The organism is Providencia sp. PROV272 (assembly GCF_049901975.1).
In the GTDB taxonomy this organism is placed as follows: domain Bacteria; phylum Pseudomonadota; class Gammaproteobacteria; order Enterobacterales; family Enterobacteriaceae; genus Providencia; species Providencia stuartii.
Map to the genome: position 1 here is coordinate 1,292,299 of NZ_CP096291.1, position 25,039 is coordinate 1,317,337.

Here is a 25,039-nt window from a genome sequence, read left to right on the forward strand (position 1 = left end):
AAAAATCATATATAAGGTTGAAACATGAAAAAACTCGAAGTATTTGATCCCGCGTTATGCTGTAGCACTGGCGTTTGTGGAACAGAAGTTGATCAAGCATTAGTGGACTTTGCAACAGATGCAGATTGGTTAAAAAAACAAGGAGCGAATGTAAAGCGTTTTAATTTAGCGCAAGAGCCTATGGCATTTGTTAACAACATAAAAGTAAAAACATTTCTGGAAACCGCTGGCGCCGAATCACTCCCGCTCTTTATTCTTGATGGTGAGATTGTGCTGACAGGTCGATACCCTAAACGTCATGAGCTAGCAAGATGGTTTGGTATTCGCCTGAATATTGAGAAGGTGGAGACAGTTAAGTCGTGTTGCGGTAATGACAAAACATGTTGTTAACAGGGGCGATAAAATGAATTTTTTAGACAGCACACCTAATTATTTATTTTTCACTGGAAAAGGGGGGGTGGGTAAAACTTCTATTTCCTGTGCGACAGCAATCAAGTTGGCAGAGGAAGGGAAAAAAGTCTTACTGGTGAGTACGGATCCGGCTTCTAATGTTGGGCAGGTATTTTCTCAATCGATTGGCAACAATATTCAGCCAATAACATTGGTTCCAAACCTATTTGTCATTGAAATAGACCCTCAAGCTGCTGCCGAAGAATATCGAAATAAAATTATTAATCCAATCAAAGAAAATTTACCTGAAGCGGTAATTCAAAGCATTACGGAGCAGCTATCAGGCGCCTGTACCACAGAGATTGCGGCTTTCGATGAATTTACTGGATTGTTAACCAATACCGAAATTACCCGCCAATTTGACCATATCATTTTTGATACCGCACCTACGGGGCATACCATCCGTTTATTACAACTCCCGAGCGCGTGGAGTGATTTTATTAGTGACAATCCTGACGGTGCGACATGTTTAGGCCCAATGTCTGGCCTTGAAAAACAACGTGAGCAGTACAGCATGGCAGTGCAAGCGTTGAGTGATAACTCACTAACAAGGTTAGTATTGGTTGCACGTCCTCAGTCAGCCGCTTTGAGGGAGGTTGCGAGGACCTATAGTGAATTGTCTTCTCTGGGTATCAAAAATCAACAATTGATTATAAATGGTGTTTTCCCGGAAACGGCGATGACTGAAAATGATAAGTTATCCCATGCACTCTACTCTCGAGAGCAAGCCGCATTAAAGTCTCTGCCTGAGGCATTGCGTTCGTTACCCATTGATATTCTTTATTTACAAAATATCAATATGGTTGGTGTCGATGCATTGAAGCAGTTGTTATCGAATGACATGCCACAATTTTCAACCATTACTCCGACAAAACAACCTATTTCTTTACCCTCCTTGTCAGAACTGGTTGGGGAAATATCTCAGCAACAACATGGGCTGATTATGTTAATGGGCAAAGGCGGTGTTGGGAAAACAACGATTGCAGCATCAATAGCGGTTAAATTGGCAGAAAAAGGGCTTGATGTGCATCTGACTACATCAGATCCTGCTGCTCATGTTGAATCAACACTTGATGGTGTTTTACCCAATCTTCAAGTTAGCCGAATTGATCCCATCGCCGAAACTGAACGCTATCGTAATTATGTCTTAGAAACAAAAGGGAAAGATTTAGATGCAGAGGGGCGTGCATTACTTGAGGAAGATTTGCGCTCTCCATGTACTGAAGAAATTGCTGTGTTTCAGGCCTTTTCTCGCATCATTAGAGACGCAGGGAAACGTTTTGTCGTCATGGATACTGCACCGACTGGACATACATTATTACTTCTTGATGCAACAGGGGCATATCATAAAGAAATTGCTAAGAAAATGGGCAAAAAAGGCCACTTTTTGACCCCTATGATGCAATTACAAGATCCTGAGCGCACCAAAGTCATTATTACGACACTCGCTGAAACAACGCCTGTGCTTGAGGCGGAAAACTTACAGAATGACTTAATACGGGCAGATATACATCCGTGGGCGTGGGTAATTAATAATAGCCTATCTATCACGGAAACTACCTCACCATTGTTACTTTCAAGGGCAGAGCAGGAAGTCGTTCAGATTGAAAAGGTGGCATCAACGTTAGCAAAACGTGTTGCTATCGTTCCTTTACTTGAGACTGAGCCTGTGGGGATATCCGCATTAAGTCAGCTCGCAGAATAAGTTTTATTTTTAGAAAATAAAAGGTGCACGAAAGCACCTTTTAAACGAGGTTGTTATGTTTATTGCCGCATTAATTTTTGTTCTAACGATTACGTTTGTTATATGGCAGCCCAAAGGATTGGGTATTGGCTGGAGTGCTACAGTAGGGGCTGTATTAGCACTGATCTTTGGTGTGATCAGTTTTCAAGACATTCCGATTGTTTGGAACATTGTTTGGAATGCCACCGCGACATTTGTTGCAGTGATTATTATTAGCCTACTTTTAGATGAAAGTGGTTTCTTTGAATGGGCGGCATTACATGTTGCCAAGTGGGGCGGTGGTAAAGGAAGGCTGTTATTCAGTTATATCGTATTGCTTGGTGCAACTGTTGCAGCCTTATTTGCCAATGATGGTGCGGCATTGATATTAACGCCCATTGTGATTGCGATGTTACTAGCACTTGGTTTCAACAAAGGCACGACGTTAGCGTTTGTCATGGCGGCGGGTTTTATTGCAGATACAGCGAGCTTACCGCTTATCGTTTCAAACCTCGTGAATATTGTTTCTGCGGACTTCTTTAATATTGGATTTACTGAATATGCCTCAATTATGGTGCCAGTGGATATCGCGGCGATTATTGCAACGTTAGTGATGCTGCATTGGTTTTTCCGTAAAGATATTCCTAAGCAATATGATATGACTAAATTGAGTGAGCCTGCTTTAGCCATTAAGGACATGACAACGTTTAAAGCAGGTTGGCTTGTATTGGTGCTGTTGCTCATCGGTTTCTTTGTCTTAGAACCATTAGGTATTCCTGTTAGCGCTATTGCTGCAATTGGCGCCTTAATTCTTTGGGTGATTGCAGCCAGAGGCCATACGATTAATACCAAAAAAGTCTTACGTGGTGCACCGTGGCAAATCGTCATTTTCTCTTTAGGTATGTACTTGGTGGTTTATGGCTTAAGAAATGCAGGGTTAACCGATTATCTTTCTGAAACGCTCAATTACCTTGCCGATAAAGGGCTATGGGTAGCAACTCTGGGAACTGGATTTATTACCGCATTTTTATCATCCATAATGAATAACATGCCAACGGTATTAATTGGTGCTCTATCCATTGAAGGGAGTGAAGCGTCAGGAGTAATTCAGCAAGCAATGGTTTATGCCAATGTAATTGGCGCAGATTTAGGGCCAAAAATTACACCAATTGGTAGCTTAGCAACATTGTTGTGGTTACATGTGTTATCACAAAAGAACATGACCATTACATGGGGATATTATTTCAAAACAGGGATTATCATGACGATCCCTGTGCTCATTGTCACACTCGTTGCTTTAGTGCTTCGACTTTCACTGTTAAATTAAGGGTAAACCAATGAATGAGATCACCATCTACCACAACCCAAATTGTGGCACTTCACGCAATACCCTTGCAATGATCCGCAATAGTGGTATTGAGCCGGCGATTATTCATTATCTAGAAACACCACCCACTAGAGATGTGTTAGTAAAACTTATTGCCGATATGAAAATCACGGTAAGGGCGTTATTACGAAAAAATGTCGAACCCTATGAACAATTAAATTTAGAACAAGATAGCTATACAGATGACCAACTCATTGATTTTATGTTGCAGTACCCGATACTGATTAATAGGCCGATTGTCGTCACTCCGCTAGGCGTAAAGTTGTGTCGGTCTTCTGAAGTCGTGTTAGATATCTTACCTAATCAGCAACAAAATGAATTTATCAAAGAAGATGGTGAAGTTGTCGTTGATAAACAAGGGTGCAGAATAAAGTAAATGATGCTTTGAAATCATTGTTGTAGGTTAATGTTTATCAGCGACATTCTTTGTTGGAATAGACCAAATGCCCTTATGGCAAGTAAGGCAGTATTTTTGATTATTTGTAAAGTCGTCATGGCACGGTACACAAAACCAATCCATAACCTTTAAAATCGGTAAAACGGAATGAAATTACTGAGTAAGTTTATACGTTGAATGAGTTAACAATAAGGGCCATTTTAATAGATACATTAAAATGGCTCTTATTGTAATAAGTTGATTAATCAAGCGAAGGTTAAAATGTCACTATTACTTTTGAAGAGATTGTTTTATCGGCAGCTTCTAATAAGGCTCTTTCTATCTCTTTTGATGTAAGAAGGGGAAGATGCGTGATAGTTATCTTATTTTACCTTCTATTTTTATTGAAATTTTATTCTGTTTAAAAACAAAGTGTTATGATACCCTCTAAAAAATAAGGTATTTTGCACAAATTAGCCATAATTTATTGTTGCACGAAGGTTTTTTCCTGATAGTTTATAGTGTACTGCCGTATAGGCAGCTTAGAAAGGCCACCTGATGGTACACTTTCACATCGTTATGTGTACTGCCGTATAGGCAGCTTAGAAAGAAATATATGGACTTATACGCTAGTGTTAAAATGTGTACTGCCGTATAGGCAGCTTAGAAAGATCTTAAAATCTTCAAACTTTGTGACCTGTTGTGTACTGCCGTATAGGCAGCTTAGAAAAATCAGAGCGGTCGAATGATTTAACTTGATAGGTGTACTGCCGTATAGGCAGCTTAGAAAATCTAAACGGCTGGTGGCATTTATAACCCCTAGTGTACTGCCGTATAGGCAGCTTAGAAATTGCGGTTTGCTCGGTACCCACCCTGAAATATGTGTACTGCCGTATAGGCAGCTTAGAAAGGCATGTCTGCATTCTGATTGTGGAACACAAAGTGTACTGCCGTATAGGTAGCCTAAAAATGATAAATGATTATCCTGTGCGCTTTCCAATAAGCTGCACAGGCTTCTTTTTTCGCTATTTTAAGATTAATAATTAGATTATATTTATTGAGATTTCTAGTTTATTAAAACAGTGCAATTCCTTTAAACAATAAAATTAATCGGTGAGGCAGGATGAAGCTGCTAAATAAAACAATCTATACGCTTATTGTGGCATTTATATCAACAGCGGCAATGGCAGAGGAGTGTATAGGTGATAGTACCTATCAAGCATGTACAAGATCGAGTACTAATGCACAAGGCGATAATATTATTGAATCGTATGATACTGACGGTAACTCATATTCAATAACATCTGGCTCAAGAGACTATGCGAATGGTTCATCTGAAGTCTTTTCAGTTGATAGTGAAGGCAATGAATACTCGATAAAAAGTTGGTGTGACAGCTCTGGATGCCATACATCTGATAGCGAAGGGAATACGTGCACAATAACAAATACTGGTGAGATGATAGGCTGTTAAATGATAAAGAAAATACTAATAATATTTATTGTTTTAATCAGTGCAATATCAGTATTTGCATATAATAAGCTGACAATTTTTACTGTTCAGCCAATAGGCGCAATACCGGATGGTGTCACTGTTGTTATGTGGAAGAAAGGTGATATGCGTTTTTTTGAAAGTCCTGACGGATTATGTATGCAGAGAGTCGGCAAGGTTAATTTACTCTGTAGAATGACAATGTTAGGAAGCGCTATTGATAAAGATAATATTATTATCAGACTTCCCTATAGTGAATATGCCTATTTAAAATCAACAAATGGCAGAAAATTTGATAGATGATAAGACTCATAGCTATTATTAGGGATATGATGAGTTAGTGTTTTTAACTATTTTTGATATGTCTTCGCTAAATGGTGATTTAAACTTTTATACACATTAGGTGCGTGATATATAAAATCAATCATTACAAAGTGATTGATATCTTTTCTCTATCATTTATCTTATTGAAAACAAAGGGTAAATAGACGATGGCGGATTGATGAAATTTTTGAATTAAAAATAAGAATAACTGTCTAACTTACATTGCATATCGCAAAGACGAAGTGTTGAGATACATATGTACGCTAAAAACCTGTTTTCCCTAAAGTTACTCCATCCCAAATACGCTACAACATGGTTAGGAATTGTTATTTTATTTTTATTGGTTCAACTCCCTTATAAATGGCTTGTTCGGCTTGGTGCATTTTTGGGGGTTAATTCGAAGTATTTTATTAAAAGACGAGTTTCCATTATAAAAAGAAACTTAGAATTGTGTTTTCCAAATAAAAACCGCAAAGAAATAGACGATTTAGTTATCGAAAACTTGAGATCGCTAGGTATTGCGTTATTTGAAACCGGAATAGCGTGGTTCTGGAGTGATAAAAGAATTAAAAAGCTCTTTCAAGTCAAAGGAATATCTAATTATCAAGAAGCTATTGCCAAAAATAAAGGGGTAATTATCGTTGGGGTTCATTTTATGTCGCTGGAGTTAGGTGGCAGAATTATGGGGCTATGCTTTCCTGTAAATGCGATGTATCGACCACATAACAACAAAGCAATGGAATATATTCAAACAAAGGGTCGATGTCGTTCTGGCAAAGGAATGATTGATCGTAAAAATTTAAGATTTATGGTTCAAGAATTAAAAAGTGGCAAGGCCATTTGGTTCGCACCTGACCAAGATTTTGGTCGAAAGGGAACTGTATTTGCTCCGTTTTTTTCAGTCAAAAATACTTCAACGTCAAAAGGTACATCAACGCTTGCTCAATTATCTCACTCACCAACATTAACTGTCACACTGCTACGTAACCGTAATGGTATTAGTTATGACTTGGTGCTAGGGAAAGAAATAGTCAATTACCCAACTAGCGATACGCTACATGATGCCGCGACAATTAACTCTGTACTAGAGAAAGAAATAATGAAAGCACCAGAGCAGTACTTGTGGGCGCATAGAAGGTTTAAAACTCGCCCTGATGGGGAGCCTTCTCTCTATATTTAGAAAATGGTGACGCAAGATAAGGGGGATTCCCCCTATAATATAAGACCCGCATTGGTTGGGTCTTTTTAATTATTTGGTACTTCAAACATAAAGGGTATTTATTGGTAAGAGAGGGAATAGGAATAATTAATTATAGCAAATAATCCTATTTCTAGGTTACCCGTAATATTACATTTCCCAATGATCATCAACCCATGTAGCTTCTGAGTCTTCGATGCTAACACTCCATTGTGCTGTCGAAAACGCTAGAGTTAATTGCGAAAGACAATCTAACCAGTAATCGATAGACTCGAGCAAAATGGACTCATCATCAAGTGGTAATTTTGTTGAACCTTGTAGTAAGAATTGATCTGATGGCTCTTCATAAAAATAGAGAGTCTCCGCATCTTCTTTGTATGGAAAGGCTTGATTCAACTGATTTACCATGGTTTCAAACGTATTTTTTTCTTCAAAATTGAAAGGAGTCTTTTTTGTTGCGGAATAATAAATAGAAACGCCCATATTCGTACCTTGCTTGTAAGAATCCAATGTAAGAGATAAGTCAGATAATAAAAAAGAGGGGGAATATTTTAAATAAGAGTTAACTGAGATTGGCATGCTCAAGCAGAGCCTTTGCTTAAAATGTGACGTTAATTGATCGCTGTGACTGTGGTAGCTGGCTAACCTCTGGGCTAAGGCGAAACTAAATGCTGTTATTGAACTTATCGCTTAATCATTGGCTAGTCTGAATACCTCGATACTGAAAAATGACTTAAGAAGGTGAAAAGGCAAAGAATATTAAAAAACGTGTATCGCACAAAGAAGGAGACTATAAAAATAGCGAATTTTATTTTGCTAATTACCTTAATTTAAAAAAATATTGCCATACAGACGATAACATAAAAAATTATTGTAAGGCTGCTTAAGAAGGTCAGTAAGTTATTTTTATCTTCATTTATTATGACATAGACAAGCGGTGCGATAAAAAAGAGGATAGAAAAAATATAAAAATATAATGCGTAGCCGCGTAGAGAAAACATGAATGTCCAGCCTTTAATTTTACTGACTATCGTATGCTGCATACGAACAATAAAAATCAAAGTATAGTATTTAATTCTCTTGATGAGTAGGATATTTCTTATTTTTAATGAAGTGAGAATTAAGATATATCTGACAAATTTAGTTATTAATACTTAATAATGATGTGTGTTTTTATTTTAAATTTCATTTTGTCGTGATGAACAAATCGAGAGTAGGAAAGAGACAGATCACAACCTCCGTCGACTTTTTATATAAACTCAGTGCCCATCATTAGGGCTATTGATAGAAATTTTATTTTTAAATATCGGATTAAATTGATGTGATAGTTTGTTTATTACCTTGTAGTTTCTATGCTTAATTTATCTGATAAATTTAATGGTAATTGATATTAAGGCGCCTATTTGCAGATTATTTATTTCCTAGATACAATGAAAATACTTTAAAAATCATTGGTTACAAATCTATCGCGTACCATTAATCTTAACTTTTAGGGTAAAAATGAAAAAACATATTCTCTCAATTACAGTACTTAGCGCCGCCACATTGTTGGTTACAGGCTGTAGCTCAAATAATGATATGTGGGGTGAATTCGCGAATATTCTGAGCGACGCCAACCCAGTTGTTCAAGAGTCAGAGGAATGGGAAGCATATAGTATTAAAACAACACAGCAGGGTGTGACTTACGCTTCTGCTAGCTCTGCTGATCAACAGTTTGTCAGCAAAAAAATGGATGCTGAATATGCTGATGCTCTATATCGCGTATCAAGCCCTTTTGCGAGAAGCGATAAAACGAAAGAACAGTTAGCTAAAGACAACCAAGGTTATCGTTTTAAATATAATGAAATCATGGTGGTAAAAGATAAAAAAACGGCTAACACAATTGGGTATTGTGTGAATTATGACTCTGACCAAATAGAAAATGGTCAAGTAAAACCAGTGAAAGAAAAAGATAAGATTAGAAACCACTTTATCTATGTCGATAAAGTTAAGCCTTTATCTGTAATGACCGTTGGCAGCGACTTTACTAAAGTGATGTGCGGTGAAGAATTTTATAATAAATATAAAAAATAAGTTTCATCACAATCACTTCTTATAGGCGAAAAGAATTATTGTTGTGCCTCCATTTTATATCCAATGAGTTAGGAGGAAGCTCCTAACTCGGACTGGGGGATTTTTATATCAGACTAAATTGAATATAGCACAGTTAGTTGATATCAGATCAGCACCTCTCTAGACCACCTTATTTTTAAGCATGATTTTTTTGATCAGCCTTGAAAGGGAAATACCGACAAAGCTAGGCCTAGCAATGAAAATGAATGAGTGGGAAAAGGTTGACAAAGGGCGCCTATTATTTGTTCTAGCTCCCAGTTTTATATCAATATGATTTATTCTTTGATTCGAAGAAAGTCGGGGTCTAGGTGCTGATAATACAATACGTAACCACTGTAGGTTAAATTGTGGTGAGATATGAGATAACCATTAAATAGCTTTAACTAACATGAATAGTCTCGTCATAACAGCTCAAAGAATAAGGTTAACTTTAGTGTGAAATTTAATCTTAAAATAATAGAGAGTAAAGTGCGATGGCATAAAAAGACCTTAATTAATAAGTGGTCAATAATATCCGTAAGAGTGATTTAAAAGTCCCCCTTTTTTAAATGGTCATTGATATATTAAGCTAAAAATGAATTGATAAAATACTTAAGTAAAATAACGTATCCTGTTAGCTTTAATATTGCCCAAATCGTAGGTCTACGATAGGTTAATTTTCCTACAGATGTTACAAATTCTCCCTAGCGACCAAGTGTTTTTCTTTTAAATAATGAAAATAACTATTCATTTATAGTGACTTGTCATTTTTCTGTTAGCGCTAAATATATTATATCTTGCAGAAGTTCCGATATTGATAGAATAGGGTTTTGCATTGCTATTTGTCTAAAAAGTATTCAGTTTTATTTAGTTAATATTCTATTTTTATTTTATGAATAAACATTCATTAAAAATAATTTTTAACAAATAAATTTAATTTTAATCTAAATTAGAATACAATTACGTTACAAATAAAAATTAAATGATGATCTTATTATTTAGATACTGACGTTCATTTGATAAAAGGAAATGTTTTAAAATGGCAATAACTAGAAGAAAGTTTCTTATCGGCGGGGCTGTTGTAGCCGTGGCTGGTGGGGCGGGAATTTTAACCCCGATGTTAACTCGAGAAGGTAGATTTGTTCCTGGCACACCAAGACATGGGTTTGTTGAAGGAACCGCAGGTCCTCTACCTAAGCAAGCTGACGTTGTTGTGATTGGTGCTGGTATTTTAGGTATTATGACCGCTATCAATCTTGTTGAACGCGGCTTGTCTGTTGTAATCGTTGAGAAGGGGAATATTGCTGGCGAACAATCTTCTAGATTCTATGGCCAAGTCATTACTTACAAAATGCCTGATGAGACATTCCTGCTTCATCATATTGGTAAACAGCGTTGGAGAGAAATGAATGCGAAAGTGGGTGTCGATACTAGCTATCGTACTCAAGGGCGCGTAGAAGTTCCTCTTGATGAAGAAGATTTAGATCACGTCAGAAAATGGATTGATACAAGAAGTAAGAATGTCGGTTCAGATATTCCATTCAAAACTAGAATTATTGAAGGTGATGAATTAAATCAGCGCCTTCGTGGAGCTACATCAAATTGGACAATCGCCGGTTTTGAAGAAGACTCAGGTAGCCTAGATGCTGAGATTGCAACCTTTGTTATGGCGGAATACGCTAAAAAAATTGGGGTTAAGATCTACACAAACTGTGCTGCAAGAGGCTTAGAAACTCAAGCGGGTGCAATTTCTGATGTTGTGACAGAAAAAGGTGCGATTAAAACTTCTAGAGTGGTTGTTGCTGGCGGTGTATGGTCTAGACTGTTCATGCAAAATCTGAATGTTGACGTACCAACATTACCGGCTTACCAATCTCAGCAATTGATCAGTGGTTCACCTACTGCACCGGGTGGTAACGTCGCTTTACCAGGTAACATTTTCTTCCGTGAGCAAGCTGATGGCACCTATGCGACTTCACCTCGTGTGATCGTTGCTCCAGTCGTAAAAGAATCATTTATCTATGGTTATAAATATCTGCCATTGCTATCAATGCCAGATTTCCCAGTACACATTTCATTAAATGAACAGTTAATTAATTCATTTACACAACCGACACACTGGGAGCTAGACGAAGTTTCTCCGTTTGAGAAAAATAGGAATATGACCGCACTGCCAGATATTCCTGAGCTAAATTCTTCATTAGAGAAATTGAAAGCAGAGTTCCCTGCATTTAAAGACTCTAAACTTATCGACCAGTGGAGTGGTGCGATGGCGATAGCACCAGATGAGAATCCTATCATTTCTCAAGTTAATGAATACCCAGGTCTGGTGATTAACACCGCGACAGGTTGGGGTATGACAGAAAGCCCTGTTTCTTCTGAAATCACGGCAGATCTACTGTTAGGTAAAGAACCTTCATTGGATGTGAAACCATTTAGCCTTTATAGATTTTAGATTAAATCGATTTTAAGTTATCCGACCCATATTTGATAACAGCCCTCCTTGTGAGGGCATTTTTTGCTTTCTGCAATCTATTCCCTCATGCTAATGCTAAATAAGGCCGCTATTAGCGCATTCGAGAATCCATGCAGGAGGGGAGTCATCTCATTCGTGTAAAGGAAAATACAAAATATGTTAATCCTTTAATGGGGTCATTTAATTTCTTCTCTCTCTCTATGCAGAAAGGAATGATTGTATTTACGCTAACGGATACAGTTACTTTTTGAAGCTGTAGTAATACGGTGATGTACCATGATGGTAGAAATTTATATTGGTTGATTGGTTGTCGTAAGATATAGAAAGTGAGGTGACAAAGCAGCCATGGTTAATAGGTATTTAAAGGAAGAAACAGCGATTGAGCATCATTACAAATGAAGCTAACTGTATTTAAGGCGGGTCGTAGGTATTTACTCTGACTTTAAGGATAACAATACGCAGGCTTTTATCTTTGCTGATGTGATTAGTGACCATTGGTAGTTATTTTTACTGATTACGTATTGCTCTTTTGATTTATGGTAAAAAGTGAATTAGGTGCTAATACGTAATTTTTAATCAACTAACGGCAAAAACAGGTGCATGTGTGTTGTTAAAAAGACAAAGTCAAATGTTATAGCTCAATGTATTCAACGTTACTTAGTTTACCCTGTTCATTATAAATTTATATATTTCAGGTAGATATAGTGAAAAACTAATAAATATAAATGCGGCTATAAAATAGATGTTGATAGACTCCATGGTTACTGTTGTTGAAATCGTTGCGACAGCTAAGATTGTCACAATGATACGTCGGCTATTTGCAGTCATTATATTGGACAGCTCATTAAAAAATGTTTCAAAAAATCTAAACATAACAATTCCTTTTTATCGTTTCATGCTGAGTGTATATGATTTAAATAAATTATTGAAGTTTTTATTAGCTATTTGTGCTATTTAATATTACACCAAATTATCAAACTGGCTGATTTTTATCTTTTTTTAATGCAGGGCTATAAAAAGTAATTTATAAAATTTATTATTACGATGAAATATTTAAATTAAAATAATAAAGAGATATAAAAGGCAATGGATGTTGTTTCCATCTGATTGATTTGAATGGGTTATTTTTTATTCTTGTCCTTTCTAATAAGAATATTTCATGCTGGAATTATTATTAAAACATCAATGATTAAGTTGGTGTGGAAATAAGGTTAAGTGTTAATACTTAACTTTTTTATAGTGATTTTCAGATTGATCGACTTCACAATTTTATTCTTTTAATAAAATATCTCGCGTATTCTAAATAAGCCTTCTATTAACCACTATATAGGTGATTTAATTATATTGTGATGCTATTATAATTAAAACGTCAGGTAATAATCACGATTTGATATCGATAAATTTAAGATAAGTTAGGGTTATTGGGCGATTTAGCATGTTTTCATTTAAAGGCAGTGAAAACATTTTTTAGCTTATCGATTGTATTTTAGTCATGACATAATATTGACAAAGGGGATAAATAGGTGGTGTATTTAATAGATGAGTTTTAACACGATTCTGATTGATAGTTTTAATTGGATTATTTATCCTGCTGAGAGCCATCAAAATGAGGAATGAGTATGCCAACAGTTGATATAACTGACCTACTAGGTTATTCCATTATCAATACCATAAATATGATTTTTAACCCATTGGAGTATTTCTGCCAGGAAAACATGATTGAGAGTATGGGCACCTTGTTGCTATCTTTTATGATTTAATCACCTTATTGCTTGAAACCACTATTTTAATGATCAAAAAACGATAGTGGTATTTAGTAAAGCAAGTAAAAAATGATTGTTAACTAATTGATAGTATTGGGTTTTTGTGATTATGACGCTTTTTTTAATTTATCCTATCAATAAAAACATTATTCTCTAACAAAACTCCCCCCTTATAGATAAATATTGTAAATAAAATAATCAATCAAATGATTATTATTTTATCGATATGAATGATGTGGCATAGCGCTTTATTGCGTGTGTGGTTTTTTATTGTGTGTGGTGCATAACAAAAAATAATTACTATTCAAAATGGCATTGTTTTTATCTTTAATCGACGGATAGTTGTGGCTGTTACCGCAATGGTTTCTACTGATTTTGTGATTAATAAAGATGATTAATAGGGAGTTAATAGATATTACCGTCATTAATTATCAATAAATAATTAATAGGTAAGATTAAACAAAAACAGTATCGCCAAAGAAATATAAAAAATTTTTGTTAACCAGAAAGTAAATAATTTTTTCACTATTGAATGAGGGTAATTATGCCAGGATCTCTATTTCCTCAAGATTTTCTGTGGGGTGGTGCAATAGCGGCAAATCAAGCGGAGGGGGCTTGTTTTGAAGGGGGAAAAGGACTCAGTATTGCAGATGTTATTCCTTATGGAGCTAACAGGCATCCGGTAAAAATGGGGATCGAAAAACGTTTTAAATTACGAGATGATGAATATTACCCAAGCCATTTGGCAATTGATTTTTATCATCAATACAAGCGTGATATTGCGCTAATGGCAGAAATGGGATTTTCGGTGTTTCGCACATCGATTGCATGGAGCCGTTTATTTCCGCGTGGGGATGAAGTCACTCCAAACCCAGAAGGTATCGCCTATTATCTCGACTTATTTAATGAATGCAAAAAATATCATATTGAACCGCTAGTAACCTTGTGCCATTTTGATGTTCCGATGCATTTGGTCACTGAGTATGGCTCATGGCGTGACCGGAAGATGATTGATTTTTTTGTGACCTATGCCAAAGCCTGCTTTGAAGCATTTGATGGGATAGTGAAATATTGGCTGACATTTAATGAAATTAATTTGCTATTGCATACGCCGTTTTCATCATCAGGGTTAGTCTTTGAAGAAGGGGAAAATAGCGAACAAGTTAAATATCAAGCCGCTCATCATCAATTAGTTGCTAGCGCATTAGCGACAAAAATAGCCCACGAAGTCAATGCTCAAAACCAAGTCGGCTGTATGCTTGCAGGTGGTGGATATTACCCTTGGTCGCCTAAACCAGAAGATGTATGGGCGGCAATGGAAAAAGATCGTGAAAACTTGTTTTTTATTGATGTACAGGTGCGTGGGTATTATCCCGCCTATGCGCAACGTATTTTTCGTGAAAACAAGGTGACACTTCTGGTCACGGAAGAGGACGAGCAAATCCTTAAAAATACCGTTGATTTTGTTTCGTTTAGTTATTATGCCTCCCGCTGTGCCTCAGCGGATATGGGGGATGGTACAAACCTGTCGATTAATGCTGCACAATCTTTAAGCTCTCCGTATATAAAACAGAGTGAGTGGGGGTGGGGAATTGACCCTCTCGGTTTAAGATTAACCGCAAACATGCTCTATGATCGCTATCAAAAACCATTATTTCTAGTAGAAAATGGTTTGGGGGCGCATGATAAGTTAAATGAGGATGGTGAAATTATTGATGATTATCGAACCGATTACCATCGTTCACACATTCAAGCTTTAGGTGATGCTATTGCTGATGGTATCCCCATTATGGGATATATTTCATGGGGATGTATTGATTTAGTCTCTGCTTCAACAGGCGAAATGAGTAAACGATATGGTTTTGTGTATGTTGATAAGGATGATCAGGGAGCTGGCTCACTAACAAGGATACGTAAAAAATCTTTTTGGTGGTATAAAAAAGTGATAGCAAGCCATGGTAATGATTTGTATTAATGGCTTTTTCCATATTAAAACATAAAAAAAAGAGTCCCTTTAGGGACTCTAACTGAATGAAATCACTACTACATGATTTGTTCTTTACAGCGATATTATAATTATGCAATCGGTACTATAGCATATCTACGTACATGATGAAGACGTTAGTTTTTAATAAATATCTTAGCTTTTCGTTGATACATAGCTTAAATATATAATGTTTATATGATAATAACTTAAGTATTCAACTTAGCATGTTATTTTATATTACAAGCGTAATATTTTGTTACGCGCTATATCAGATAGGAAATGATATAACACTGGTACTAATAAATTCCCTGGTATTAGAATTCAGTATTCAACTGGTTAAATATTATACTTTTATTTTTGCGAATATTATTATTTACTATTTTATGGTGTAACGACATTGATACTGGTTAATGTGATTAAAGAACATCAACATTAATTTTTATTCCTCAATGATGAGATATCTCTCCCTTCGTTTGACTTGACACTAATGTACCGTATAAATCCGATGATAAAAATGTGAACTGTGTATCAAAACACACGTCAAGTGTTAATATTTTTAAAGATATTAATATTGCTTATGTAAAATTTTCTTGTGTATTCAATAGATTGGCTTTTTGGCTTATGTAATAAATAGACATGAATTGAAGGAGATTAACAATATTCATCAATGGGTTGAAGAAAAGAGGGCGTGCTGGTTTATTAAGAGTGATTTATTACTAAGCCAAAAAGGTGAGCTGATAAAGGTTAAGTTGCATACTACAGGCGTCAAAAGAGATTATTCTTTCTTATCAGATTGTTCACGGCAAAATTGATCCCAGATGATGTTGAAGTTGTCGTTAGGAAAAATATTTCCAGAACGTTCAATTAAAGGGATAGAAACGACATTTCTTCCATCTTGGTGCATATATGTTTTGACGAGGAATCGTTTATAGCCAAAGGAATTTTCGCTTTTAAAAACGAGTACCTCACCACATACATAACCAAGTATTCCGTGATCGAGTGTTTGCCGAATTTCATAGTAATGGACATTTTTATATTCGGCGGTTTCGGGAAATGTAAGGAAATCCTCCACTGCTTTTTGTGATTTTTTAACGATATCCAGATCAGGGGTATAATTTGCCATCATGCCAGCAACAAATGAGCCGCCTGCGATAAGAGCAATAATTAAATATGAAAATATATTCTTTTTCATGAAGTTACTCTTTTTATATTTGAATAATAGTAGTAATTTTAGAATTAGGCGATATTAAGGTAGCATAAGCATAGGCGTGTTTATATGGGGATGAAATAACAATAGTCAATTAAAGACAAAGGGTTACAATTAATAATAAATTGTTATGTTAAGTTTATTTGAATAGTTATTGTTATTTTAAGTTTTTTATTGATGACGTGTATGTACTTTAAATGAAAAATAATCAAAAAATGATTTAATGATTATTTTTCATTATTGTTGCCATATTTATCGCTTCTATTAATTGTGAACGATTAATTCTAGGGCTATTACTATCGAGTAGTTGTTGCCATAGGCTAATGGCTTTTTCATAGTTGGCGTGCATAAAGGCGTCTGAGGCTAATAGCATTAAAGCGGTCACTTCATGTTTATCAATGGATAATGCATACTCTATTACTTGCATTGTATCTTCAGTCATCTGTTGCCCCGCTTGATAATAGAGCACAGTCGCGATAGCTGAATAAAGTTGCGCGTTTTCTCCTGTATATTTAAGTGCTTGGTTATAGGCAATCAAGGCATTGTCATAGCTATTTTGATATAAATAATATTCACCAAGGATTGCCCAAAGGTCACCATTTTGGGGGGATTGTCGAATATTATTTTGTAAGCGTATCAGATCACTTTGTTGTTGCTGTAGTGGGGTCAATATATGTAATGGGTCTGAGATGCGCTGGTATTCATGATAAGTGGCGCTAAAGCGCGGTAGAAAAAAATACCCTGCTATTGTAAGGAGCAGTAATAGAGCTACGCATAAATGGATAGCATAATAAGAAAGGGTATCGTTGCGCTTCACTTCGGCGTGCTGTGATGGAATTTCATGAGTTAATTGTATGGACAGCTTAGACGTCGGAGTAATGGTAGCTTCCGTTGAATTATGTTGATTTGTTCGCGGTACTGAGGCTCTTTTTTTTATTAAATAATAGAGCAGGGCGATGACAAAGATGAATCCGATAAACGGCAGGCTCCAGAGTACAATGGTTCCCATGTGTAATGGCGGATTGTAGAGTACAAAATCACCGTATCGCTCGGTCATATAAGAGCGTATTTCAGCTTCAGTTTTCCCTTCCGCTACCATTTTATACACTTGATGGCGCATACTGACAGCGGTAGGGGCATTGGATTCGAGCAGGTTTTGATTTTGGCACTGAGGGCAGCGTAATTGAGCCGCAATTTGTAATGAAGTTGTTTGCTGTTCTGCGGTAGCAAATTGCCAAGTATCCACAATGTCGGCTTTGGCTATATTCGTCACCATAAGTAATAATGTTAGAACAACATAATGCAAGAGTTTATTCATGCTGACTTCGCCCTTTAAACCACCCAATAAAGAGACCGATGCACATGATAAAAGCCCCTCCCCATATCCACTGGATACCATCTTGCACATAGAATCGTAGCGCATAGCGGTTATTTCCCGTCTTTTCACCTAATACGGCGTACCAATTTCGCATCCATCCCCAGTGCATACCAGGTTCAATCATTATCTGTTGGCGAGCGGTATAAAATCGACGTTCAGTCTCAAGGTGTGTAATAAATGTATCTTTTTGATAAACGGCAATGAGCGCTTTTTCAGTGGTGTAATTGGATTGAGTATCCAACTGTAATTGCTTGAAATTAAATTGATAACCGGCGAGTGAAACGGTGTGATTAACCGTCATATTGGCACTGATTTCTTGTTTGCTTACAGTAGAAAAAGCAATACCAGTGGCAAAAATAATCACGCCAGTGTGTGCAAGTAATGAGGCTAGTCGCTTCTGTATTTCATTGAGAGGGCGTAGCCATAATAGCAACAGTAAGCCAACCATTATAGCCGTTGCGCTCGCGATAAATTTAGCATCACTCCATCGCAAAAGTAGGGCGATTACAGCGGCAATGATGCTAACAGACAAACGCCAACGGAAAAAAGAGCGGGTAGATGATTTGAGGCTCCCCACGGCCCAAGCGCCGATAACCATCAGCATAATTAAGCCAAAAGGCAGTAATGTTTGGTTAAAATAAGGCGCTCCGACTGATATCTTTCCCCACCCAAGTAGGCTGTAGAGCATGGGATATAGCGTGCCGACTAACACAATAAACAGGACAACCACAAATAAAATCAATGTCATCTGTAAATAGATTTCGCGTAGGGTTAATGCCCGTTTAGAGGCTGATGCTGCGGGTTTCGCCTTACAACCATAAATAAGTAAGGCGACGATGCTCATGCTAATAAATAATAAAAATAATGGTATTGCACGAACATTATCTAGGGCAAATGCATGGACTGACACGAGTATGCCCGAACGAACAATAAGCGTGCCAAGTAATGATAAAATAAATGTGACTATGGCTAAGATCATCGACCAATGGCGGTAACTTCCCTGTTTTCGCGAAGCCGCTAAACTGTGTAGTAGGGCGGTTGCCGCTAGCCAAGGCAACAGTGAGGCATTCTCGACAGGATCCCAAAACCACCAACCGCCCCATCCTAATTCGCTATAGGCCCACCATGAGCCTAGCGTGATCCCCATGGTAAGTATGCACCAACTTGGTACGGCCCAACGCCAACAAACCCATGCAATAGTTTGGCTGAAATTTCCAGCAATCAGCGAAGCCAAAACGCATGATGTGACGACCATCAAGCCGCTATAACCCAAGTAAAGTAGCGGAGGATGTAAAATAAGCCCCCAATGTTGCAACATTGGGTTGAGGTCGCGACCTTCAATCGCGGGCGGAAAGATCCGCATAAAAGGGTCTGAATAGAGCACGATAAACCAAAGTAGCGCTGCGCTCATTGCGGCAAGAATAGCTAAGGTTAAAGCAAAAAAGGGGTGATCTTGTTTGCGATAGCGCCAAGCGAATAACAGATGCCAAGTCGACAGTAAAAGCACCCAAAGAAGGAGTGAACCTTCATGCCCACCCCAAACCGCCGCTATTTTTATTAATAAAGGGGATAAACGGTGGCTATGTTGAGCAACATACACCACCGAAAAGTCACTTTGAATAAAGGAAATAGTTAGGCAAAGAAACGCAATAACGAGAAATATAAATTGCAGAGTAGACCAATAAACCCCAAGTAAGCGTGATTTTTGGGTGTGTTTGTAGGTACTAACCAACCCAAACAAGGCATGAAAATTGGTTATGCAGAGTGTTAACAGCAAGCTAATAAACCCGATTTCAGGGAGTATAAGTTCCAATGAGCACCTTGTTTGTGTTAATTAAGCGACCGTTAATTGCCCTGCATAAAGGACAAAGAAACGTAATAAAAAGACCCCAACCAAACTCGCACTACTGACAAAAACCACTCGGGCGGCACTTTGGCTATTATTGACCCATTTTTTCAAGGCCAGTGGGATCATAAAACCAATGCCAACCACACCAATCCAAAACCACCAAGTCCAAAAGCCTCCACCAAGTGCTGCGATAAGCGCGCGCATTTTGCCATCATCCCCTAATGCTAAACCGACAAAGAAAGCCGCTAATAAGAAGATTTCCAGCCAAACGACAAAGCCTTCAACGCGATGTAGAAAATGCGCTTCTGGGTTATGGACATTTTGGCGATAGCGCAATGCTAAAGCAATGAGCGCGACGGCAAGCCCCGATGAGATCCCTGAAAAGAGAAAGAGAGCAGGTAAGATAGGGTTATTTAAGAATGGATAGGATTTTAACGCGGAAAGTAAAAAACCGGTATAAGCCCCTAATAATACCGCCAGTACGAGCATGGTGATTTCAATGGCACGTATAGCAGGTGTGAATAAATTTAATAATGAGCGAATAAAGCCAAAACGCGGTAGCCATTTTTGCTGTATTGCGACCAGTTCAGTTTCGAAAACTTTAGCTAACCAGACAACGAGTACCACCATGTAGACTTGGAAGAGCATAACCCCCATCGACATGACGGAGGTCGGACTGTAGTGGAACATCAATTTCCAAAAGGTCCATGGGCGTGTTAAATGGAAAATTAAAATGAGTAATCCCAAAATAACGGTCGTCGGTGCCAGAAATAGAGTGGCTCTCATTAGTGTGCTCTTACTGGTTGCTTCAGACGGATAATATTGACGCAATAGCACGGCAAGCACCACTAACCCTGCTGAAATACCAATTAGAAAGAGGTAAACGGCAATGGGCCAATCCCAAACTAAAGATTCAAAATGGAAAGCAGAAGCAGTTGTCATTGGCTAACCTCCCCATATTTGAACGGAACTCGGTACATTTTGGGGCGAGTACCGAGGGCTATTTTATAGCGATACGTGGTTTTTTGACGCAACATAAGAGAAATATCACTGTTAGGATCATCCAGATTGCCAAAGACCAATGCCTTGGTTGGACAGGCTTCGACACAAGCCGGTTGTTTACCTTTTTTCAAGTTTGTTTTTCGGCAAAAATCGCATTTGTCGGCAGTTTTATTGACTGGGTGAATGAATCTTACTCTGTAAGGGCAAGCCGCAATACAATATTGGCAACCAACACATAGGTCTGGGTTAACATCGACAATCCCTGTCGTTTTATCAATAAATGATGCGCCCGTTGGGCAAACATCGACACAAGGTGCATGCTCACAGTGCTGACATGAATGCCGGAAAAAGCGATATTTGATATCTGGGAAGTGACCAATTGGCTCGCTGCGAATAATGGTTAGCCGAGAAACCCCTTCCGGGACTTGGTTGACTTCTCGACAGGCATCCATACAAGCAGTACAACCTATGCATAAGGTTTCATCGTGGATCATGCCGTAACGTACGCCATCCACTTGCATCGTATTTGCGAGGCTATGGAGTGTCGCACCTCCTGACGCCGCCAAGGCTCCTGCATAAATAATAAACTGACGACGCGAACAACTCATGGCTGCTCCTTAAGCAATTTTACCGCCGCTGGATTGAAGTCAGGGTTATTACGTTGGTCTGAGTGACAATCAACACAAATTTTTACGCGACCTTTGTCATTAAGTGTTTTCATCGTATCTTGTTTTGGATGCAGATTATGGCAACTGGCACAGGCAACTTTAGTCACATGAACATCGTGTGGCCAAAACGCTTTTTGTAGCTGTTCGGGTAAGTGACATGACATACAGACACTATTTTGTTGCTCCACGCTATACATAGGGTGGTTAAACCGCATCACATCTTTAGCCCCCTCACGGTGATGAGGGCCTGGGTTACCATGGCAGTTGGTACAGGTAACGGGAAGGTTATTATTAGGGTTAATGACCGATGCGTGAGTGCCATGCATACCTTCTTTGTCGGGTTTATGACAATCCAAACAGGCTGCATCTGGGTTACGTTGCTGAGTAACAACCCAACGTTCACCCGTCTCTGTCGCGGGAGGTGTCGCAGTAGAGGCTGCAATGCTCCATAACAAGCCTAATGCCAGCCCCCCAGCAGTGAATAACGAACGTAGTACGCTCATATTAACTCCATTGGTTATACCGCCTCTGTATGAGGCGGATCACGGTTATTGGCTTAACAGGTTGTTTTTACGAGCTTGCGCATCCCATTCGGGCACGACAGTTTTCAAAAACTCTTGTTTTTCAGCGTTGATTTTTTCCATATCCAGACCAATTGCTTGTTGCGCTTTTTCTTTGGTTGAAATGTCTGGAATAGCAATTTCATGTGTAATGCCTTTAGCACCTAATAGACGAACGAGTTTGGTGCGAGCATCAGCAGCTTTGTTCATTGCGCCACCGAGCATGCGCAAGCCTTCCTCTGGTGCGTGCATATGAATACCATGAGATGCAATAGCTAAATCCCAGCGCCATTGTGCATGGCGAATATCAGCTAAAATGGGCGCCATCTCTTTTTCGGTTGCCCCTGCATCCCAAGCTGCTTTAGCTTCAAAATGGGCATGAACAAGTTGATCTTCCACTTTGATTTTCATCTCTTGGATAGCTTGTTTGCGCTCGGCAACGACAGCTTGTAGCTCTTGCTTGCTTTGGGTATGGCAGTTACGACAGGTTTGTTCGAAATTATCGAATGGATTACCTATCTTATGGCTGGTGTAGAGCTCGCCTTTTTCATTTTGTAATTTAGGCATGTGGCAGTCGATACAGGTCACGTTGTTTTTACCGTGGATCCCCGCACTCCATGTTTCATACTCTGGGTGCTGTGCTTTTAACATAGGGGCTTTCGACAGTGAGTTTGTCCAGTCAGAGAAGGCGATATTGTCATAATAGACTTCCATATCCTCCACTTTCGTACCGTTATCCCAAGGGAATTTGACGGATTTATTTTCCCCTGCAAAGTAGTACTCAACGTGGCATTGCCCACACACCATAGATTGCTGATCAAAACGACTGGCTTTATCGAAGGGTTTACCAATCGCTTCCATGGCTCGAGCGGCATAAGGACGGGTGAGTGTTAAAGCGGGCTGGCCTTGCGCGAATTCTGGAGAGTCGGTTTTGTGGCAGTCAGCACACCCTAGTACGTTAACAATTTCAGGCCCACCTTTAGCCCATTTACCGTGGAAATATTCATCTTCCCCTTGCTCTTGGATAAGTCTGGCGACATCTGGGCTTTTACAGCTCCAACAAGCCATAGGGAGAGGTCCATCTTGTGCATCTTTCGGTGCACCAGTACGTAGTGTTTCTCGTACGTCAATTAAAGCATAAGCATGGCCTCGAGGCTTGTTGTAATCACGTGAAAAAGGGTAGCCAGCCCAGAGGATCACCAACCGGGGGTCTTCTGCCAGCGCATCTTCACGTTGTGATTGTTCGGATGTTGCACGCCACGAGTGATATTGATCAGGGTGAGCCTGAGCAAAGGATTCATTTTTAGTATTTATTGTTGATGATGCTTCCTTTGATGCAGTTTGTGCATGAACAGCAGGGGTTAACAACCATATCCCAGCCACCAAACTGAGTAAGTACAAAGTCCTGTTGATTATCTTTGCCATAAGGGCCTCGAGTGATATAAGCCAGCCATCCCATTGGCTGTGATATTATTATTTATAGGTGATGGCATAGGTTTTGATGCCATCATGACATGCTCAAGGAATAGCTCTAACAAATAACCACACTTAAAATATTGTTTTTGATCAAAGCTAAATTTACTAAAAGAAATGTCATTAAAATAATGTGATTAATATCGAATCGTGAATGTAAATTAGGAAAGAAAATATTGAGTCAGTTAAAATAAATGAGAGCAAAGCATTTAAGCGTCACTTTCATGTGAGTGAGGGTTTTTATTTATTGAATTCATATTGAAAGGCTTTATTATCAGTGGGATATGACTAAGTAATATGCTTATCTATTATTTAACTAATAACGAAAGTGTGCAGCACCTCTAATATTTTCAATGTGGATATTCATCGTTGATGACTATAACTACTACTTTAGTGGTAGTTTATAATGTTATATATATGAGGGTTTCATGAAACATTAGGATTAATTTGGTTTCTCATATTTAAAAAATGTTAATATTTTTTGTTTGAAGATAATTTATTTAAGTTCTAGTCAATAAGTTACATCGTTATTTCAAATAATACTTTCTGTATAAATTATTTCATTCTAAATAGCACATTCATTAATGTTACCTATTAGGTGGTATGTATTTTTTTACTCTCTATCGATAAGATTCTGCGTGAATACACATATGGCGGATTCAAGTCCGAAGTGCAACGCTAAGCCGCCTTTCTTAGCTCCGCAAACACCACCGAAGGTTGTCTGAACCCCAGACACTTGCGTGGCCTGCTGTTCAACGCTCCCTGATAGCGTTGTAAGTCTTCTTCTGTCACTGTCCGCAGGTCTGTTCCTTTCGGGATAAACTGTCTTAACAACCCATTCGTATTCTCGTTCAGCCCACGCTCATGCGAGGCATACGGATGGGCAAAGTACGTATCTGCGTTCAGTGCTTCTGCTATCGCCTTGTGCTCACTAAACTCTAGACCGTTATCGAACGTTATTGTGTGACATACATCCTGATACTCACTCAGCAGTGAGATAATGGCCTTACTGACTTCCACCGCATCCTTTGAAAACACCTTTTTTGTCAGGTAAATACGGCTTTTGCGTTCTGCCAGTGTCACGATAGCACCAGTGCCCTGTTTACCCTGCACCAAATCGGCCTCCCAGTCCCCCAGACGGCTACGGTCATCGACGACTGACGGCCGTAGCTCAATGGATACCGCATCAGGGATGCGCCCTCGTTTCTGCCCGTAGCCCTTACGATATCGCCGTTTGCCCTGCCTAAGATGCCTGTACAACTCGCCACCGCTACGCTTATCCGCATAGATATACTGGTAAATCCATTCATGGCTGACGCTAAGACCAATAATGCTGCCAATTGCACTTATTTGCTCAGGACTCCACTTCCACTCCAGAGCAAATATCACGAAATCTATGGTCTGCTGAGGAATTGTCCTTTTGGCAGATGACAGCCGCCTATCACAGCACTTCTGGTGTGCCTGTTGTGGGTTATAACCAGTATCTGAAGTGTTACGCCTCAGTTCACGGGAGACCGTGGACTTGCTTACACCGATACGGATACCTATCTCATGGCAGGATAAATTATCCTCACGCAGTATCGATATCTGGTATCGTTGTCCTTCGGTTAGTTGCTGATACTTCATACTTACTCGCTC

20 protein-coding genes and 1 CRISPR repeat array are annotated in these 25,039 nt (G+C 38.5%); of the genes, 10 read left to right on the plus strand and 10 right to left on the minus strand.

Annotated elements, in window-relative coordinates; translation table 11 throughout:
• The first annotated feature begins 24 nt into the window (after positions 1 to 24).
• From arsD to arsC, 4 genes are read left to right on the plus strand one after another with little or no spacing between them, the layout of a single operon-like run.
• Complete coding sequence (gene arsD / locus M1E93_RS05800) at positions 25 to 390, plus strand: arsenite efflux transporter metallochaperone ArsD (RefSeq protein WP_004922301.1); 366 nt, start codon at positions 25 to 27, stop codon at positions 388 to 390.
• A gap of 13 nt (positions 391 to 403) precedes the next feature.
• Positions 404 to 2,155 (plus strand): arsenical pump-driving ATPase, encoded by a 1,752-nt coding sequence (arsA, locus tag M1E93_RS05805; protein ID WP_426207191.1) that lies wholly within the window; start codon positions 404 to 406, stop codon positions 2,153 to 2,155.
• Between the two features lie 55 nt (positions 2,156 to 2,210).
• The gene (locus tag M1E93_RS05810) at positions 2,211 to 3,500 is read left to right on the plus strand and encodes an arsenic transporter (protein ID WP_004922295.1); all 1,290 of its coding nucleotides are present in this window, start codon (positions 2,211 to 2,213) and stop codon (positions 3,498 to 3,500) included.
• Positions 3,501 to 3,510: 10 nt separating this feature from the next.
• On the plus strand, positions 3,511 to 3,936 hold the full coding sequence (gene arsC / locus M1E93_RS05815; protein WP_426207192.1) for a glutaredoxin-dependent arsenate reductase: 426 nt from the start codon (positions 3,511 to 3,513) through the stop codon (positions 3,934 to 3,936).
• 27 nt (positions 3,937 to 3,963) lie between these two features.
• Here the strand turns inward: arsC and M1E93_RS05820 are convergent, their stop codons facing one another.
• On the minus strand, positions 3,964 to 4,080 hold the full coding sequence (locus M1E93_RS05820) for a hypothetical protein (protein ID WP_115113469.1): 117 nt from the start codon (positions 4,078 to 4,080) through the stop codon (positions 3,964 to 3,966).
• A gap of 377 nt (positions 4,081 to 4,457) precedes the next feature.
• Positions 4,458 to 4,906: a CRISPR direct-repeat array (repeat unit 28 nt; unit sequence GTGTACTGCCGTATAGGCAGCTTAGAAA).
• A 153-nt stretch (positions 4,907 to 5,059) separates the two neighbouring features.
• On the opposite strand from M1E93_RS05820, the gene M1E93_RS05825 reads away from it, so the two are divergent.
• From M1E93_RS05825 to lpxL, 3 genes are all read left to right on the plus strand, one after another.
• Positions 5,060 to 5,407: a hypothetical protein gene (locus M1E93_RS05825; RefSeq protein ID WP_040132277.1), complete on the plus strand. Its 348-nt coding sequence runs from the start codon at positions 5,060 to 5,062 to the stop codon at positions 5,405 to 5,407.
• Positions 5,408 to 5,728, plus strand: coding sequence for a hypothetical protein (locus M1E93_RS05830; RefSeq protein WP_004922284.1), 321 nt, complete (start codon positions 5,408 to 5,410; stop codon positions 5,726 to 5,728).
• A 277-nt stretch (positions 5,729 to 6,005) separates the two neighbouring features.
• Entirely contained in the window at positions 6,006 to 6,929 is a 924-nt protein-coding gene (gene lpxL, locus M1E93_RS05835) for an LpxL/LpxP family Kdo(2)-lipid IV(A) lauroyl/palmitoleoyl acyltransferase (protein ID WP_014656467.1), read from the plus strand.
• A gap of 168 nt (positions 6,930 to 7,097) precedes the next feature.
• On the opposite strand, the gene M1E93_RS05840 is transcribed toward lpxL, so the two are convergent.
• The gene (locus M1E93_RS05840; RefSeq protein WP_004922279.1) at positions 7,098 to 7,430 is read right to left on the minus strand and encodes a hypothetical protein; all 333 of its coding nucleotides are present in this window, start codon (positions 7,428 to 7,430) and stop codon (positions 7,098 to 7,100) included.
• Positions 7,431 to 8,447: 1,017 nt separating this feature from the next.
• Here M1E93_RS05840 and M1E93_RS05845 point away from each other — a divergent pair.
• The 3 genes from M1E93_RS05845 (at position 8,448) to ascB (ending at position 15,252) form a co-directional block, all read left to right on the plus strand.
• Positions 8,448 to 9,020, plus strand: a complete 573-nt coding sequence (locus M1E93_RS05845; RefSeq protein ID WP_014656465.1) for a hypothetical protein — start codon at positions 8,448 to 8,450, stop codon at positions 9,018 to 9,020.
• A 1,057-nt stretch (positions 9,021 to 10,077) separates the two neighbouring features.
• Entirely contained in the window at positions 10,078 to 11,493 is a 1,416-nt protein-coding gene (locus tag M1E93_RS05850; protein WP_004922269.1) for an NAD(P)/FAD-dependent oxidoreductase, read from the plus strand.
• 2,328 nt (positions 11,494 to 13,821) lie between these two features.
• Positions 13,822 to 15,252 carry a 6-phospho-beta-glucosidase gene (gene ascB, locus M1E93_RS05855; protein ID WP_426207193.1) on the plus strand — a complete coding sequence of 477 codons (1,431 nt, stop codon included), beginning with the start codon at positions 13,822 to 13,824 and terminating at the stop codon, positions 15,250 to 15,252.
• 787 nt (positions 15,253 to 16,039) lie between these two features.
• Here the strand turns inward: ascB and M1E93_RS05860 are convergent.
• The 8 genes from M1E93_RS05860 to M1E93_RS05895 all read right to left on the minus strand — a co-directional run bounded on the left by M1E93_RS05860 (position 16,040) and on the right by M1E93_RS05895 (position 25,027).
• A complete protein-coding gene (locus tag M1E93_RS05860; protein ID WP_004922246.1) occupies positions 16,040 to 16,456 on the minus strand; it encodes a hypothetical protein in 417 nt (138 codons plus the stop codon).
• 235 nt (positions 16,457 to 16,691) lie between these two features.
• Entirely contained in the window at positions 16,692 to 17,789 is a 1,098-nt protein-coding gene (gene nrfF / locus M1E93_RS05865) for a heme lyase NrfEFG subunit NrfF (protein WP_369510592.1), read from the minus strand.
• Positions 17,782 to 19,662, minus strand: coding sequence for a heme lyase CcmF/NrfE family subunit (locus tag M1E93_RS05870; RefSeq protein ID WP_014656461.1), 1,881 nt, complete (start codon positions 19,660 to 19,662; stop codon positions 17,782 to 17,784). The genes nrfF and M1E93_RS05870 overlap by 8 nt, the downstream gene beginning before the upstream one ends.
• Before the next feature lie 21 nt (positions 19,663 to 19,683).
• Positions 19,684 to 20,640, minus strand: a complete 957-nt coding sequence (gene nrfD / locus M1E93_RS05875; protein ID WP_004922237.1) for a cytochrome c nitrite reductase subunit NrfD — start codon at positions 20,638 to 20,640, stop codon at positions 19,684 to 19,686.
• Entirely contained in the window at positions 20,637 to 21,308 is a 672-nt protein-coding gene (nrfC, locus tag M1E93_RS05880) for a cytochrome c nitrite reductase Fe-S protein (protein WP_426207194.1), read from the minus strand. Before nrfC ends, nrfD begins: the two co-directional genes overlap by 4 nt.
• Entirely contained in the window at positions 21,305 to 21,871 is a 567-nt protein-coding gene (nrfB, locus tag M1E93_RS05885; protein ID WP_426207195.1) for a cytochrome c nitrite reductase pentaheme subunit, read from the minus strand. Before nrfB ends, nrfC begins: the two co-directional genes overlap by 4 nt.
• Positions 21,872 to 21,916: 45 nt before the next feature.
• The gene (gene nrfA / locus M1E93_RS05890) at positions 21,917 to 23,353 is read right to left on the minus strand and encodes an ammonia-forming nitrite reductase cytochrome c552 subunit (RefSeq protein ID WP_040132258.1); all 1,437 of its coding nucleotides are present in this window, start codon (positions 23,351 to 23,353) and stop codon (positions 21,917 to 21,919) included.
• A gap of 726 nt (positions 23,354 to 24,079) precedes the next feature.
• Positions 24,080 to 25,027 carry an IS30 family transposase gene (locus M1E93_RS05895; RefSeq protein ID WP_140035165.1) on the minus strand — a complete coding sequence of 316 codons (948 nt, stop codon included), beginning with the start codon at positions 25,025 to 25,027 and terminating at the stop codon, positions 24,080 to 24,082.
• Positions 25,028 to 25,039: the final 12 nt, after the last annotated feature.